Origin of the sequence: Paenibacillus sp. FSL R5-0519, from assembly GCF_037974275.1 — a bacterium.
Classification (GTDB): domain Bacteria; phylum Bacillota; class Bacilli; order Paenibacillales; family Paenibacillaceae; genus Paenibacillus.
In genome coordinates this window covers 1,892,285-1,905,983 of the sequence record NZ_CP150234.1, presented here as the reverse complement: position 1 = coordinate 1,905,983, position 13,699 = coordinate 1,892,285, and the positions used below count along the sequence as shown (strand labels likewise).

Annotated in this window: 17 protein-coding genes; 1 reads left to right on the top strand and 16 read right to left on the bottom strand. The window is 51.9% G+C overall.

Annotation, left to right across the window (positions count from 1 at the left end):
- Positions 1-16 precede the first annotated feature (16 nt).
- The 15 genes from MKY73_RS08600 to MKY73_RS08530 all read right to left on the bottom strand — a co-directional run bounded on the left by MKY73_RS08600 (position 17) and on the right by MKY73_RS08530 (position 11,982).
- On the bottom strand, positions 17-229 hold the full coding sequence (locus tag MKY73_RS08600) for a hypothetical protein (RefSeq protein ID WP_339306852.1): 213 nt from the start codon (positions 227-229) through the stop codon (positions 17-19).
- Between the two features lie 2 nt (positions 230-231).
- The gene (locus MKY73_RS08595) at positions 232-852 is read right to left on the bottom strand and encodes a hypothetical protein (RefSeq protein ID WP_339306851.1); all 621 of its coding nucleotides are present in this window, start codon (positions 850-852) and stop codon (positions 232-234) included.
- A 448-nt stretch (positions 853-1,300) separates the two neighbouring features.
- Entirely contained in the window at positions 1,301-1,618 is a 318-nt protein-coding gene (locus MKY73_RS08590) for a hypothetical protein (RefSeq protein ID WP_339306850.1), read from the bottom strand.
- Positions 1,619-2,251 carry a 3'-5' exonuclease gene (locus MKY73_RS08585; RefSeq protein WP_339306849.1) on the bottom strand — a complete coding sequence of 211 codons (633 nt, stop codon included), beginning with the start codon at positions 2,249-2,251 and terminating at the stop codon, positions 1,619-1,621.
- Positions 2,252-3,337, bottom strand: coding sequence for a DNA polymerase (locus tag MKY73_RS08580; protein ID WP_339306848.1), 1,086 nt, complete (start codon positions 3,335-3,337; stop codon positions 2,252-2,254).
- Positions 3,331-3,879 (bottom strand): hypothetical protein, encoded by a 549-nt coding sequence (locus tag MKY73_RS08575; RefSeq protein ID WP_339306847.1) that lies wholly within the window; start codon positions 3,877-3,879, stop codon positions 3,331-3,333. The genes MKY73_RS08580 and MKY73_RS08575 overlap by 7 nt, the downstream gene beginning before the upstream one ends.
- 2 nt (positions 3,880-3,881) lie before the next feature.
- Positions 3,882-5,654, bottom strand: a complete 1,773-nt coding sequence (locus MKY73_RS08570; protein ID WP_339306845.1) for a DNA polymerase — start codon at positions 5,652-5,654, stop codon at positions 3,882-3,884.
- Positions 5,655-5,754: 100 nt separating this feature from the next.
- On the bottom strand, positions 5,755-7,212 hold the full coding sequence (locus tag MKY73_RS08565) for a hypothetical protein (protein WP_339306844.1): 1,458 nt from the start codon (positions 7,210-7,212) through the stop codon (positions 5,755-5,757).
- A gap of 71 nt (positions 7,213-7,283) precedes the next feature.
- Positions 7,284-7,712 (bottom strand): hypothetical protein, encoded by a 429-nt coding sequence (locus MKY73_RS08560; protein ID WP_339306843.1) that lies wholly within the window; start codon positions 7,710-7,712, stop codon positions 7,284-7,286.
- Positions 7,713-7,988: a hypothetical protein gene (locus tag MKY73_RS08555; protein ID WP_339306841.1), complete on the bottom strand. Its 276-nt coding sequence runs from the start codon at positions 7,986-7,988 to the stop codon at positions 7,713-7,715. It abuts the gene before it with no gap.
- 34 nt (positions 7,989-8,022) lie between these two features.
- The gene (locus MKY73_RS08550) at positions 8,023-8,817 is read right to left on the bottom strand and encodes a hypothetical protein (protein ID WP_339306840.1); all 795 of its coding nucleotides are present in this window, start codon (positions 8,815-8,817) and stop codon (positions 8,023-8,025) included.
- Positions 8,818-8,949: 132 nt separating this feature from the next.
- Positions 8,950-9,522 (bottom strand): hypothetical protein, encoded by a 573-nt coding sequence (locus tag MKY73_RS08545; RefSeq protein ID WP_339306838.1) that lies wholly within the window; start codon positions 9,520-9,522, stop codon positions 8,950-8,952.
- On the bottom strand, positions 9,522-9,719 hold the full coding sequence (locus MKY73_RS08540; RefSeq protein WP_339306836.1) for a hypothetical protein: 198 nt from the start codon (positions 9,717-9,719) through the stop codon (positions 9,522-9,524). The genes MKY73_RS08545 and MKY73_RS08540 overlap by 1 nt, the downstream gene beginning before the upstream one ends.
- Positions 9,720-9,925: 206 nt before the next feature.
- Positions 9,926-10,594: a hypothetical protein gene (locus MKY73_RS08535; protein WP_339306834.1), complete on the bottom strand. Its 669-nt coding sequence runs from the start codon at positions 10,592-10,594 to the stop codon at positions 9,926-9,928.
- A 398-nt stretch (positions 10,595-10,992) separates the two neighbouring features.
- Positions 10,993-11,982 carry a toprim domain-containing protein gene (locus MKY73_RS08530; protein WP_339306832.1) on the bottom strand — a complete coding sequence of 330 codons (990 nt, stop codon included), beginning with the start codon at positions 11,980-11,982 and terminating at the stop codon, positions 10,993-10,995.
- Positions 11,983-12,107: 125 nt separating this feature from the next.
- Between MKY73_RS08530 and MKY73_RS08525 the strand changes: the two genes are divergently transcribed.
- Positions 12,108-12,320: a helix-turn-helix transcriptional regulator gene (locus MKY73_RS08525; protein ID WP_339306830.1), complete on the top strand. Its 213-nt coding sequence runs from the start codon at positions 12,108-12,110 to the stop codon at positions 12,318-12,320.
- Positions 12,321-12,327: 7 nt separating this feature from the next.
- Here MKY73_RS08525 and MKY73_RS08520 read toward each other — a convergent pair whose 3' ends face one another.
- Positions 12,328-13,686 carry a DnaB-like helicase C-terminal domain-containing protein gene (locus MKY73_RS08520; RefSeq protein ID WP_339306828.1) on the bottom strand — a complete coding sequence of 453 codons (1,359 nt, stop codon included), beginning with the start codon at positions 13,684-13,686 and terminating at the stop codon, positions 12,328-12,330.
- Between the last annotated feature and the right edge of the window lie 13 nt (positions 13,687-13,699).

Here is a 13,699-nt window from a genome sequence, read left to right as displayed (position 1 = left end):
GAGTCCGAGGTAACGTTTAGTCTGCGCTTTTAGTTTCGCTATTGTTATCGCCTCCTGACGTATAGCCTTGAATGAATAGCGCGATGATGATTAACACAACGCCTAACTTGGTTAGCCACGTATTCTCGTTGTCCGCGAGTACCCCGATACATAAGAACAATCCGCATAGCGCGGCGGATGTAAGCCCTACGCACACAATTCCGAGGAGTATTCGGTTAAATACGCTCATATCTACGCAGCCTCCTTCGTTAGGCTCTCCGCTTCTTCCGCCCTGATACGCTCAATATCCGCAAGCGCCTCCGCAGGACTACGCTTCTGCCATTCCGGTAATCCCGACCGCTGTATCGCCGCCACTTTACGTCTTAGCGCGTCAATCTCTTCGTCAGATAAGGATAGCGCGATCGTCCGTTTGAAGTCGTTAAATCGCCACTTACCGAGATCCGTCGCAGGCGGCTCGCCTTTATCCGCGGCGTCCAAGATTCCCGCAAAGTGTCCGAGCAAGTCTTCGCGCATCTCATCCGTAATGTACAGGCCAAACGCGGCGATATCCGGATTCTTTTCGAACTCTGCCGGCGTCATATCCCACGCTTTCCGCGCACCGTTAACGTAGAGGATTACGTAGAAGTCAACGTCGTACATAACGGAGTAGCTGACGCATTGTTTAACGTGGCCTTCTTCCGGACCGTTGCGCATGCTGTATCCGGACGTTTTCGCATACGTAGTTTGTTTACTCTTAACTTCGAGACCGACGCGGACTTCACGGCCTAGCTCCGGGATCCATACGCGCATAACTCCGTCTGAGGTTCCGAAGAGTGCGAACGTTCGGCCCGCGTGTTCAACGATCTTAGACATCTTCGCGAAGTCCTCGAACATCGGCTCGCCGCGCTCATTGCGATCGAATACAAACGGAGGATTCTCGCCGGCATACCGCGCATAGTGTTTCTCCGCGAAGAGAATGTCGCGTTGGATAATATCGCCGATAGACGTTCCTATCCGAGTCTGCCGCCCCTGATTCGGTTGACGTCCGCGTGATTCCTTTTTAGCTCCGCGTACCTTTTCGTAGAGACCGCGCGGATCAGAATCGGCGGCTGACGGAGAGAAGTACGGAATGTTCCGCGGCGGCCATACTTTGCGCGATTTGTCCGTGAGGATATCGGCGTACAGTTTGTGGATATGCGCGTCGAGAGCGTCGTCGTACACTTCTGGCGCGGAATGGACTTCGTTGAGGAATACCGTAAATTGCTCCGCGATTCTATTTGCAATTAGTTGGTTATCCGTAATTTAAACCGCCTCCTCTATCCTAGTTAATGACTTTCCATCCGTAGCCGGAGCCTTTCTTCGTTTCTTCAAGCGTACGACTGGATAAACGCGTTCCTTTGAAGAAGTCAAACACATCCGCCATGTATAGAGAGTAACGTTGACCTGAGACCGTATCCTCCACGATAAGCCCCGCACTAGACCGCGATGAGAACCAATCGACAATACGGAAATCTCCGGATACTTGACATTTATCCCGTGTTACTAATTCGGTATGGCAATGACATCGGAAGCACCATTTACTTTCGGACTCCTTGCCGCATTTCGGACACGTCGGCATATTGATCTTGCCTTTCGCCATCTACGCAACCCCCTTCGTTTGTCTTCGTTCAATCGTCCGCACAATCGCGCCAGGCGGCGTATACGTCAGCGGCCTCTCCGCGCTATCCACGACGACATTGCGATATGTGATTCCGTTAACTTCCGCCTTCTCGCGCAGGATTGCGTAAAGCTGTAGCGTAGCCTCCACGTCATTCATAGCGCGGTGATGTCCGTTAAGCGCGATTCCGTAACGGGCGCAGGTTGGCGCAAGGCTTGCGTTCTCGTCCGGATCGATTAAACGGGACATGGCGCGAGTGCAGGCGAATCCGGGCTGTAAGTCAAAGGGCCACGTCCGCTCGATAAACGAAAAGTCAAACGGCGCATTTTGAGCCACCACCGTACTCCCCTCTACGAATGCATAGAGCGCACCAGACGCCCACCAACTCTCCGGAGCACCGCGCAAATCCTCCGCCTTAATTCCGGTTAGCTCCGTAATGAACTCCGGAATCTCCACGCCGTCCGGCAACGCAACGTACGTCTGGAACCGTCCAATCTCGCGGATATAACCGCCAGGTCCAACTTCCGCACGGATGGCGGCGATTTCCGTAATGTGATCAGTGAGCGGATCGAGTCCAGTTGTTTCGATGTCAATAACGGTGATGATTTCGTTCATTTACGCAGCCTCCCCGTATTTATTCGCAAACTCCAGCAACGGCCGATTATTCGCGTAGTCCCATTCGTCCGCTGAATACTCCATCATCCAGCGCTTTTGTATCGCAATGTCCGTCGTAAGCGGTACGCTCAGTTCCGACGTCTTCGTCATCACTTCGTTAATAAGCGCGATTGTCTCTGGCGTCATTTGCGCGTCCGGGATACTCACGATAACTTCATCATGTATCGATGCGTTAAACTCCCATCCGCGTTCCCGACATATCTGCGCCATACGGATACCGATTCGCTTGAGAATGTCAGCGCCTGTTCCCTGGATAACGGCGTTGAAGGCCGCGCGTTCCCAATAGCCGACATTGCCGCGATCCTCCGAGAGCTTATTGATCTCCTCTTGCAGTGCGGTGATTCTTCGTTGTTCTGCGTCGGTCGGGGTCAGGCGGCGGAGTGATTTCCGTTCAGTGTACAAGCGGATTAACCGTTGCTCATTCTTCGATGCTGACGCAGCTACGCGTTTATAATCTGGGAAGCGACGTTTGCGGCCGAAAAGAGTTTCGACGTAACCGTGCTGCCGCATAAAGTCGCGGATATCGGCCACCATCGTTTTAAACGACGGAAACGTTTGGTCGAAGTTTTCGAAGAACATCTGCGCAACGTCGTCCATAACCTGCATCTTCTTCGCGAAAGACTTAACGGATTGGTCGTACGAGACCGCTAGCTGACCGGTCTTCATCATGGCGCGCGGCTTGAACTTGCCGGTCGGATCGTACGCTTTGTCGACGCAATATTCTTCCTCCAGACCGAATGTCATCATCGCCATCGTCGTATAAAGGTCAACGCCGTCTACGAAGATTTGACGCATCGAGTTGTCGCTGTAACGCGTATACATGATGTGCGCCATTATTCGCGGTTCGATCTGTCCGAGGTCGGCGCCGACAAACGTGTAGCCTTCCCGCGGTACGAATTGATTACGGACACGGCTGCCTGCGCCTTTAGATGGTAAGTTCTGTAAATTCTGGCCGCGTCTTACCTTACGGTTGTCGGAGATTAGCTTCTTTACTACCGCATGGTAGTTATTATCCGTAATCAACAAACGCGTTGCCCCCTCTGTAGAGGCTCGTATGTTCCTGCACGGATTTCCTCCGCGCACTTAACCGCCTCGTCAAAATCCTTTCTCTTGGCTCGTGTTACAACGCCGTTCCTCATTACGGAAGCAATCCAAACATCCTCGAATCGGTTATAGTGCACGTTCAAAACTCCTGACTTACTATTTCGACTAGCTTCCTGAATGTTTTGGGCATTTCCGAACAAGTCAGTAACTCGAAGATTTGATTTACAGTTGTTAAGCGTGTCGCCGTCGATATGGTCAACAACCTTTCCGAGTGGTGCATCCATCAAGACTCGGTGAAGTTTTACAAACTCTCGTCCTCCGCCTTCTTTCGCCGCATTACGAATCGCATACGGCTTTCTTGCGGCATCCTTCGGGTTGTACGGAAGGTCTACGCACCAGGAACCGCCATCCTCTAGTAAACGTGGTAAGTCATCCGTGTCTATCAAGAACTCGTAAACATCGCCATTTCTCCGCTTGATGAAAATCACGGTCGTATCTCCGCGGATCTCATAATCGTTTTTCAACGTCATTCCTCCGTTTCAAATTCGCGTAATATATCGATCGGTCTTCCGCTGTATCCTGACGAACTGTAACGCCCTGTTGCGGTTCCTCCCGCTTTAAACTCCGAATGTACGCGCCCATCCACTTCGATAATGGACGATTTGCCCGCGCTTCCTAACATCGGTTGAATATACGTTGTTAGCAGCTTCTCGTACGCAGCGACGGTCGCCAGCGGTTTGAGCGCTTCTTCCTCTTCGTAATACGCCTCCATGACGTCAGCCGCCGTGCTACGTGTCTTACCGCGCTTAAACTGTCCGGTGCGGTCGCGTATTCCGAGGTGGTCGTAGATCAGATACGCAAGGTGGTTGCCGTTCGTAATCGAAAACTCCGTTATATTAAGTGGCGCGTGCTCTTCGTCAGCCGGCGCTAAGTTCTCCGCCTTCAATTGCGCAAGCCTATCGAGTGCATTCGTATACTTCTTGAGGTGCGTTTTGCCCTCGGCTTTGCATTCGGATATAATTGCGAGCTGTTTCGCCTGAGCTTCCGTATTCCTTGCGATCCTCTTGCGCTGCTTCTCGATCCAGTCCGCAACCTTAGTCGCGTTAATCGTCCGGTCCATCTCACGTACAAACGCGTCGTCAATCTGGTACGCGTCAAATACGTCGGCACGCGCCTTCTCAAGTAGCGGTTCGAACTCGGTCTCTAACGCGGCGAGTCCGTCAATGTCGACGCAGAAGCCGGAACGCGCCAGGAATACGTCTGTTTCCGGTAGCTTCGAGTCTATTTGCGCATAACATTCGAGGAGCTTGCCGGGCTTCTCTGCGGACGGCGTAACGCGCATCTGTTCGAATTGCCATTCCGTAAGACGCCAGCCGTAAAGTACATCCTTGATCGCGTAGATTCCGACGAGTTCGATACTGAACGGAGCCGGCGAACGGTTTCCAAACATGTCTTCAAACGTGTAGACCGGACCGTCAATTCCGAAATAGCGTCCATACTTCGCGGTTAGCGGCTTGAGACCGAAATACTCTTCGTGTTCATTCAGCGAGTTCATCGCGTCTAACGAATCCCATACGCAGCCGTGAATTTCGTATCCGTCCTTAATCGCAACATGTAAGTCATAGCGCGCCGATCCCATATGAAACGATTTACCGTGCGTTGGTTGCGATAGATAAGGCGCGATTGCCGCGAGTACTTTAGACCGCGTGAGTTGACGGTCGGCAGCTTTATGCGCGCTCATATCGTCTAAGAACTCGAAGCCCGATTCGCCGCGCATATCAACGTGTCCATACGGAAGGTAATAACCTTCGTCAAGTAGCGGAAGCCACACGCTGTAACCGATAGAAACGTCGATGTACGTATCGACTCCGGTTCCCTCGAAGTCATTCGCGGTCAGCGACTTTACGCCAAGTATCGCCCACCGGTCCGGCCACTCCGCCATTTGACGCCGGCACTCTTCGCGAATCCGCTCTACGAACGCCGGTAACTCCGCGTCATCCGTTACGATGTTGAAATTATCCGGCTTCGACCGCAGCGTCTCCGCAACTTTCTCCGCGCGCTCATCCGTCTGCCTTTGCCGTTGCATCTGTTCAGCCGCGCGGATTACGTCTTCTTTCGTAACTTGGCCGCCGGAGGTACGGAGAGTCGGACGATTGCCTGTTTCGCCCGATTCGTATACCTTCCGTAGACCCTCGACAACTTCGCGTTGCTTATCCGTTAATGACATCCGCAGTACGCGGTCGATCGCCTCTTCGTCCGTCTCCTGCGCCGCCTTCTTCCGTTTGGTTGCATCGGCCACCCGTTCGGCGGCTCCGTCATCGGCGGGTGGCCGTAAGTTTAACGTTAGTTTCGGTATGATATGCGTCACTCCCTTCGTTCAGATTGCGTGGAGCTTGAGGTTACGCGGCGTACACCTCCCGGTCAAAGCGTTGTTCTACCGGGACGATTAGCGTAATTGTGTCGCCAGAATACATAAATGCTCCGTAATATCTGGTTCCATCCGTGTAAGCTTCCGAAGCCATCCGCACGCCTACCGCTTGATCTCCCACATCCTCCACCGCGCCCACTCCGCGTACGGAATCTCTCTTACGTACGATCTCAACGATATCCCCGCGCTTATACTCGTTCACCTTACGGCCGATTGCGTTCCAACGGGCCTCCTCAGCGCGTTTGGCGTCTTCTTCCGCTTGCTTACGTTCGATTTCCGCGATTTCGGCTGCGGTGAGTTTAACGATTTGCTTAGCGGTTACGTATGCGGTCGGTTGCCCTCCGCCAGTGATCTCGATTTTGTCTTCGCGCCCCCATATCGGATTACTTACCGTGTAAACTTCGCCGTTAACGTAATGCCAAACGCCAGGTGTACCGCCTCCGCTAACCAACCGCACCTTATCGCCAACCGCGAATTGACTACGCGGATCTTTAGCGGCCGCCACTTCTTCGTCTGTTGCGCGGACTAATTTATCAGCAGGTGCCCACGCTATATAACCGTCAGTCAAGCGTTTAACACGATAGGGAACGCGGCTTTGATCAACGTCTACAATCTCTACTACGTCTCCGGTAACCATCGCGGAAAGTCCGTCTTTTACGTAGCGTACATAATCTCCGACGGCCAGGCGTTCAGGTTTCGTCGGTTCCCCGGACTTCGTTACCGGCTCAAGTACGACGTATTCGCGATGGTAGATTGCGTTATTAACTCCGCGTACTGAAACGGCCCGTCCGTTGTTCCATCTATCCTCGTCAGTAACAACGTACTCTTCGCCGTCTACGTAAAGTCCGCCGCTCTGTTCCGCTGCTACGATCCTAATCCGCTCGCCTACGTTAGCTTTCCGCTTAACCTCGCGATATTCGACCGCCGCGCTATCCGTTACCTTCTCGTAGACTTCGTAGTCGTCTCCTCCCGCGTCGTAGCTGTCTTCGTCATCATCCGTAATATGCGGGTCGCTATTGAAATCAACCTCGTTTACAACGTACAGCTCCGCTTCGGTCAAGTAGCTCGAACGGTCCTCATCCGTAAACTTAACCGCATCACCTTCGCGAACATCGCGGTCGACTTTGCGCCAGATTGCGCCTTGGAACGTGATCGTGTCCGTTGTAGAGTCGCTGATTGGCGCGTAGACTTCGAAGTCCTCTCCGGCGGTATCGTAATCATCATCGCCGTAATCGTCAGTAATCCGCGCGTCACCGAAACTATCAATTCTGTTCACCGCGTAAAATCCTCCGCTAGTGATTTCCTCTACGTCAGTTTCGTTATCAAACCGGATAATATCTCCCGCCTGCGCCTTGCGGTCAACCTTGCGATAAGTCACGCCATCCACCGTTACTTCTACTGCCGGTATTACTACGCTCAACTTCGCCATATTATTTATCGTTCTCCTTCGCGTGGGCTGTCCGTAGGGACCTCCGCCCGGTATTGCGTTGAGTTAGCGTACTAGGCCACTGTCTCCGCTTCTAACAACGCGAGCATCCGACGGTCAAGCGATATTGGCAACTCAGGCCACCGCTCAGCCAAGCGCGACTCTACGCACCAGTATTCGGATTGACACGTGTTCTCCAAAAGGAATACGCGAGGCGGCGCGCCATCTTCCGCAAGTACGCCCGCGATCCAGTCCGCCTCGGCCAAGTCGTACGTCGTTCCATTACCTTTCCGCGTATAGATGACGAGGTCACCGTTGCGGTCCGTCCGGCGCCGGATCGTTTTGACCTGTACTTTTTCTGCGCGTCCGGTAGCCGGATTCGTAGCGAGGATATCGTACGCCTCTTTTGTACGTGGCACATGCGTTGTCCATCCGTTAGCCAATAACGCTGTCTGCGCAATCAGCTCCGAATACATGGCGACTGTTTCCGTAATATGGGCCAATTAATCGTCCTCCTCGTCATACTCGTTTTCTACCGTCTGTGGCGCTGTGAATCCGACAATTGACGAACCATCTGCGTTCTTACCTGGCGTCGGTCTCGGGGCAACTGCAGCCGCGATATTCACGACGTAATCAATACCGGTTAGTTCGCGGATCGTATTAACGAACTCAGATACGTTAACTGCGGCTTGCGGCAATTCAGCCGCTCTGCCAACGTTGAGTGCCACGGTCAATTCCGATGTTAAAACTTCGTAGCTTACTTCGGTTTCTTCGCTCATACATCCGCCTCCTTAGCGTTCAGTTCGCGTTAAGTTAGAACGGGAGAGATTCGTCATCAATTTCGGCAGGCGCGTCATTATCGGAAGGAGCTGGCGCAGTATTAGTGCTGGCACCGATCGAGAGACCGAGACGTCCGATATCAAAGCCCGCGATTACGAGGTTCTTAACCTGTTCCGCTTCGTCAGCTACGTACAAGCACGTTTCGAAATCCGCGAAGTCGAACGGTTCGTCTCCGATCTTGGTGAAGTTGGCGCGCTCCTCATCCGTCAGGTCGCGGTCCATTTTAACGATTGCGTTAAGCGATACTACGGCGGCCGTGCTTGCGCCTTTCTTGGCGAGTTTAAACGCGATTACGTCCAGGTCGTCTACGTTGTCCTCGATGACGGATTTAAGCGTTTGTTCCTGTTTCGGCGATAAGTCAACTACGATATCTTTGCCGGTAGTCAGATCGTAGAATGAGCGTAGGTAGCGCTTCTTGCCTTTGTATAGGTACGCTTCGTCCGTAATCTCTTTGACTGCGTCCTCACTTGCGCCCGCTTCTTTCGCTGCGTTTGCTTCCGCGTAGAGAAGTTCGGAGGCTTTATCCCATACCGTGTGGCCGCCGGTGATATAACCTTTAGCGTTACGAGCTGCGGGACTTTTCGGTACGAACGTGTTTACTTTGTTGTAAATGCTGTAACCGTAATACTCCGCGACATTGTTGATTGACTTGACGCCGACTTTGAAGAGGCTGCCGGACTTAAAAGATACAATCGGACTTTCTTTCGCGGCTCCTTCGTTGTTACCTGCCGCTGCTGCCTCTGCGCCAACCTTCGTAAACATTGACATTCGATCACGTTCCTTTTCGATTTATTTTCGGGTCGCGTTGTTCCTACGCCCGCTGTACGGTACTAAACGTTAATACCGAGCAGCCGACGTAGGGGCCGACTTGTTACGCTATTTAATAGGAAATGACGCGGTTCAAACGTAAGCAACTACGCTTTTCATAACGTTAGTTTTCTCGCGCTGCACCTGCAATAGTTCGCGTTCCAACGCCTTCAATTCGGAGTCAATTTCGTTGATCCGCGCAACCATCTCGGCGACAATGCGGCCCGACTCGGATTTAACGCGGCGCAATTCGGCCTGTGCGCGTTCAACGGTGAGCTCCGCCATGCGTACATTAATCCGTTTGACCTCGCGCTTTTCCTTACGTTCAGCCGCCTTCATTGCGCGGAGAATGATTCGTTCGATCGGGTTGCGAACGGATTCGTGCGCCTTGTGTTGCGGATACAGCGTGATCACCGTGTCTTCCGTTGGGTGAACGATGAATACCGTACGGCGGTACGAAAACATGCGGCCGGGATTGCCTTCTTCGTCGACTACGTGTTCGGATACGAGCGACGCCTTACGCAACATATCCATTACGTACATCGGCGCCTTACTCCGCTCAATACCGAAATGTTCAACCGCGCGGTCGCAAGCGTGAGGTCTAACGAATATCTTGCCGACGAAGTGCGTGCCCGCCTTCGGATCAATAGCGTACATAACGGTCATTACGCAATCACCCGTCCTCTCGTAATAGCGCGGACATCAACGTAATCAGCGGCGTCTTCGTATTCGCGCACGCCTCCGTTGTAGCATACGTCAGGGTAACGGCGGGACTGTAGGCGTTGTTCCGGGGAATATTTGTTAATAAAACGTGAAACTTCGTTGTTAGATGAACGTAAATTATTAGCAAGGGCGCGTTTCAAGGCGGCCACCTCCGGGTATAATATAGTTAGATAGCGTTGACAAGCGTTATCAACCGTGGTAACATGCTAATTGTGAGTTAAGCGCGTTACCAAAGATTTACAACATAAACGATACATACGTGTTACGTAATTGTTAAAAAAGTGTGATATACTCTTTTTGAGCAAGGTCGGGCTTCGTGCCTGAAACTCCGACCAAGCTTAAAACATTAGGCAGGAATGTGTTGTTGTTTTACTCGCAGTCCTACTGGAAAGAAGTCGCGAATGTCTCCGTCTTTATCTGGTCTGTACTGCTGAGCTAAAACTTTCAACTTTCTTGCGAACGTCTTATGGCACATATTTAGCTCTTTGGCGAGAGCATTGTCCGTAAGATGGGTTGTAATGGTTGGTTGGTTGAAGTTATGTGTAGCGATGGCTGTCGCTACAGGGTCGTTGGCACGATCCGCTAGGATGTCCAGGAGTTGGCGCTTCTGGGCATCTTTTGTTTCTAGGGCAGTTATATCAGTTAATGACTCGTCAACAACTTCGTACGTTGGCGCATACTGGTCGTCGTCTTTGTCTCTCTGGGAGTCTACGGAAAGAACGAATCGCTCTGTTCGGCGTTTTGTTTTACGCAACAATTCCAGTCTCAAGAGCTTTAACCTTCCAGAGAGCATCGCGCCGTGGTTGTGGTCACCTTGCAAATCCGCGATGTACATTACTGCATCATTGAAAGTCTCAAGAGCGTCGTGTTCAGAAAGAGTTTTAGTCGCCACCACAGCATTTGTATGTAGGCGTAACAGTGAGGATTTTGCCTCAGTGTACAGGTCCGCGAAAGTTTCTTGTGATGGGGTTGCTTGGTATGCGGCAACTCGTTTATTCAGTTGTTCAAAGGTCACATGTACCATCTCCTTATTGGCTTATATTGTATTAATGCCGTCCGACTAAAATCTCGGGCGTTCATTATAAATAATTTTCTGATTATTCTGTGGAGGCGTTTATGACTTCTCGTAAAGTCACTAAATGCCTACTCGGTAACATCTTAGAAGAGGTTGACATGTCCCAAATCGAGCTTTCACGTCGAACCGGTATCCACAAGAGTCAGATTAGCTCATACGTTAATACGCGGTATGGAAAGACGATGGAGCTGGCTCACGCTCGTAAGATATGTAAGGTCTTAGGAATAGACAACCCCTATGACCTCTATGAATGGAGCGATAATGTAACGAGTAGGCGCACGGACGATTAATCGTCTTGTGTGTCTGAGCGGACGTGATTCACGTCCAATTTCCTTATATTACATTATTCGACGATATGTGTCGATACTATGTTGCGCCATTATGAAAATATTTCTTCTAACAGCGTGTGCAACCGCATTCCGCACCGCAATCTCATCGCCTACCTCGTTCGCATCCTTCACGCCATCCGGCCACCTCGCGTCATATAACTCGCAATATCCGCGCATCTTATCCGCAACCTCTTCGCGTAGCTTCTCGCCGGCCGCATCGTTATCCGTCCCGATCACAAGCGCCGTCACCGGAGACATACGCAGCATTTCCGCCTGGTCATCCGTAAATGTCGAACCGCCGACCGCAATCGCAGGTACTCCGCAGCTCCACAGATATAGCGCGTCGGTTTCGCTCTCTACGATAACTACACGGCCGATCTTCCGCGCATAAACGAGGTGTATTCCGTATATCATGTTACGGACAGGCGCGCCGCCCTTAGCGTAAAAGAAGACCTTCGACCACGTTGCGCGCCACTTAGCGTTAATAATCGTACCGTCCGGAGCGTGCCACGGCATAACTACCGCGTTCTTCTCGGTATCAAAGCCGCAATTGAAGTCGCGCTGTACTTCCGGATCGATTCCGCGTCCGGTTAGATACGGAACGGCTTCGGTCTTATACGCGCTCACATCGATCGGCTGCGGCTTAGGCGGTGGGCCGGGCGGTACGAGTTTAACCCGGAGTTTAGGCGGACCATCCTCCATCACCTCACCGCTTATCAGTTCGTCGCGCGCCTCTTCGTATGTGATATTACGGAGAAACGCGTAGAGCTTAACCGGACCGCCGCGGGCAAAGTCCGGATTATTAGCGCCTGAGTCACGCCAGCAACCGAAGTCGGCCGAGTCCGGATCTATAATTACGCTGAATGACGGCGTCTTATCATCGCGGAGACCGAACGGTGATGATGCGTTGAGGCGGCCGCGTGTATTCGGTTGTACGTTGCGCCAGTCGTGCGAGTCGAGTGCGGCAAGGAACGTGTCAACGTTTATGACATTGGTCAAGGTTTTGTCCTCCCTTCCTATTGCTCACTTATGCAAAACGTGGTATAGTGGTTAAAAATACCGATTCACGTTTCGTGTATCCCAATCCTAATACACGTTTCGTGAAGAGTCAAGGAGAAATTTACATGAGTTATGAAGAGATTGTTGCTAGAAATATCCGACTTCTTATTGATAAAAACAACGTAGAGCAAAAGGAACTTTCCGCAGCCCTCGGTATTACACCGCAGAGCCTCAGCAATTACCTCTCAGGAACTCGCAAGTTTCCGATCGGATTGATTCCCGGAGTCGCGGACTATTTTAAAGTCTCGATTGACTACTTGTACGGACGCGAAGCATAAGCGGTAATCAAAAACCGCTCACGCTCGCAAACTGTTCCGCCTGCCCTTGCGTATCTAACTCGCGCACCACACCGTAATTCGGCAGGTATACGATTTCAACGCGCGTGTCCTCGCCGCCGTTCCGCCCCTTACCGAGCTCAATAACCCCGCGTCCTTCCTGAGCCAGCGTATCGATACCGAACACGTTAGCCGCGTCCTCCAGTATCGCTTTCGACTTCTTAATTCCTGCGCGTGGTGGTGGACTTAACTCCCGCGTACCATCTTCGTTCTTTTCTTTCGCGTCTTCCTCAGCTTGCGTAACGACGTGTATCACCGTTTTAGTCTGACCCGCGAGCCGCTTGAGTTTAACGGATGTCGCCGCAACATCACCGCCTGCCACATTCGAAGTATTGCGCTCAAAGTCCATCAGATATATCGGATCGACTACGACAACATCCGCATCAATCTCCGCGATATCCAATTCTAGCTGCGCGATCGAACGTTGCGTAAAGCTTTCGCTATCTGCAGCGCGTATAACGATACGTCCCGGTACAACATCCGCAAGCATATCGACGAACGCCGCAAGTCCGCGTTCATAATCTTCGTCCATACTGCCCATCAACATAGCGCGATTATCGAATCCTACCGTATAATCCACGCCGTCTATCCGACGAATCGTCTCGCTTATCCGTGCGCTAATCGACGAGTAGGCCCGCGCCATCCATTCGTACTCCGACATCTCTAACGCCCATACTAGGACCCTTGCTCCTTGGAATGCGGCCTCAATCGCGTCTTCCATTACCATAACGGATTTACCGCGGCCGGATCTCGCATACCAGGCGTAAGTGTTGCCGGAAAAGTATCCGCCAATCTTCTCGTTAATCGTGCCGAATTTGCTACGCCATATCCGGAAAGAGGTACCGGCTTTACGTGCGCGGAACTCCGTTAGAAATCGCTCACCTGCCGTGGAAATATCCGTCATTTTAGGAACGCTTGTTCGTGTTTCCATTTTAATCCGCGAAAGTGTATCGGTCAAGCTATTAATAAACGCTTCCGTCGGCAATGTCTCGTAAGACTGCGCGAACGCCGGGCTGTTAATATATTCCGCTAGTTCACGCTTACCGGTCGCGTCTTTAAGTTCGCCCGCCAAGTAATCGAACGAATCCGTAACTTCCGGAATGTGCGTTACGTTTCTCACATTCGCGGAGAACGTTGCGTAAGAGGGCGCAGCTCCACCATTTTCAGCCGCGTACTTAACGATGAAATCGTAAGCCTCGCGTTCGGCCGGCGTTGGAAAGTCCGATCGCTTAACGTTATACTTCGTTAGGGCTTGCGTGGAGCCTTCGTCTATGATTTTCGAAAGCAATTGCTGACCTGTAACTGCCATAATTCCTACACCT

Coding starts and splice junctions, on each gene's coding strand:
- MKY73_RS08590 (WP_339306850.1), bottom strand. CDS start 1,618: ATGGCGAAAGGCAAGATCAATATGCCGACGTGTCCGAAATGCGGCAAG.
- MKY73_RS08595 (WP_339306851.1), bottom strand. CDS start 852: ATGTCTAAGATCGTTGAACACGCGGGCCGAACGTTCGCACTCTTCGGA.
- MKY73_RS08565 (WP_339306844.1), bottom strand. CDS start 7,212: ATGGCGAAGTTGAGCGTAGTAATACCGGCAGTAGAAGTAACGGTGGAT.
- MKY73_RS08525 (WP_339306830.1), top strand. CDS start 12,108: ATGAGTTATGAAGAGATTGTTGCTAGAAATATCCGACTTCTTATTGAT.
- MKY73_RS08585 (WP_339306849.1), bottom strand. CDS start 2,251: ATGAACGAAATCATCACCGTTATTGACATCGAAACAACTGGACTCGAT.
- MKY73_RS08550 (WP_339306840.1), bottom strand. CDS start 8,817: ATGTCAATGTTTACGAAGGTTGGCGCAGAGGCAGCAGCGGCAGGTAAC.
- MKY73_RS08545 (WP_339306838.1), bottom strand. CDS start 9,522: ATGACCGTTATGTACGCTATTGATCCGAAGGCGGGCACGCACTTCGTC.
- MKY73_RS08520 (WP_339306828.1), bottom strand. CDS start 13,686: ATGGCAGTTACAGGTCAGCAATTGCTTTCGAAAATCATAGACGAAGGC.
- MKY73_RS08600 (WP_339306852.1), bottom strand. CDS start 229: ATGAGCGTATTTAACCGAATACTCCTCGGAATTGTGTGCGTAGGGCTT.
- MKY73_RS08555 (WP_339306841.1), bottom strand. CDS start 7,988: ATGAGCGAAGAAACCGAAGTAAGCTACGAAGTTTTAACATCGGAATTG.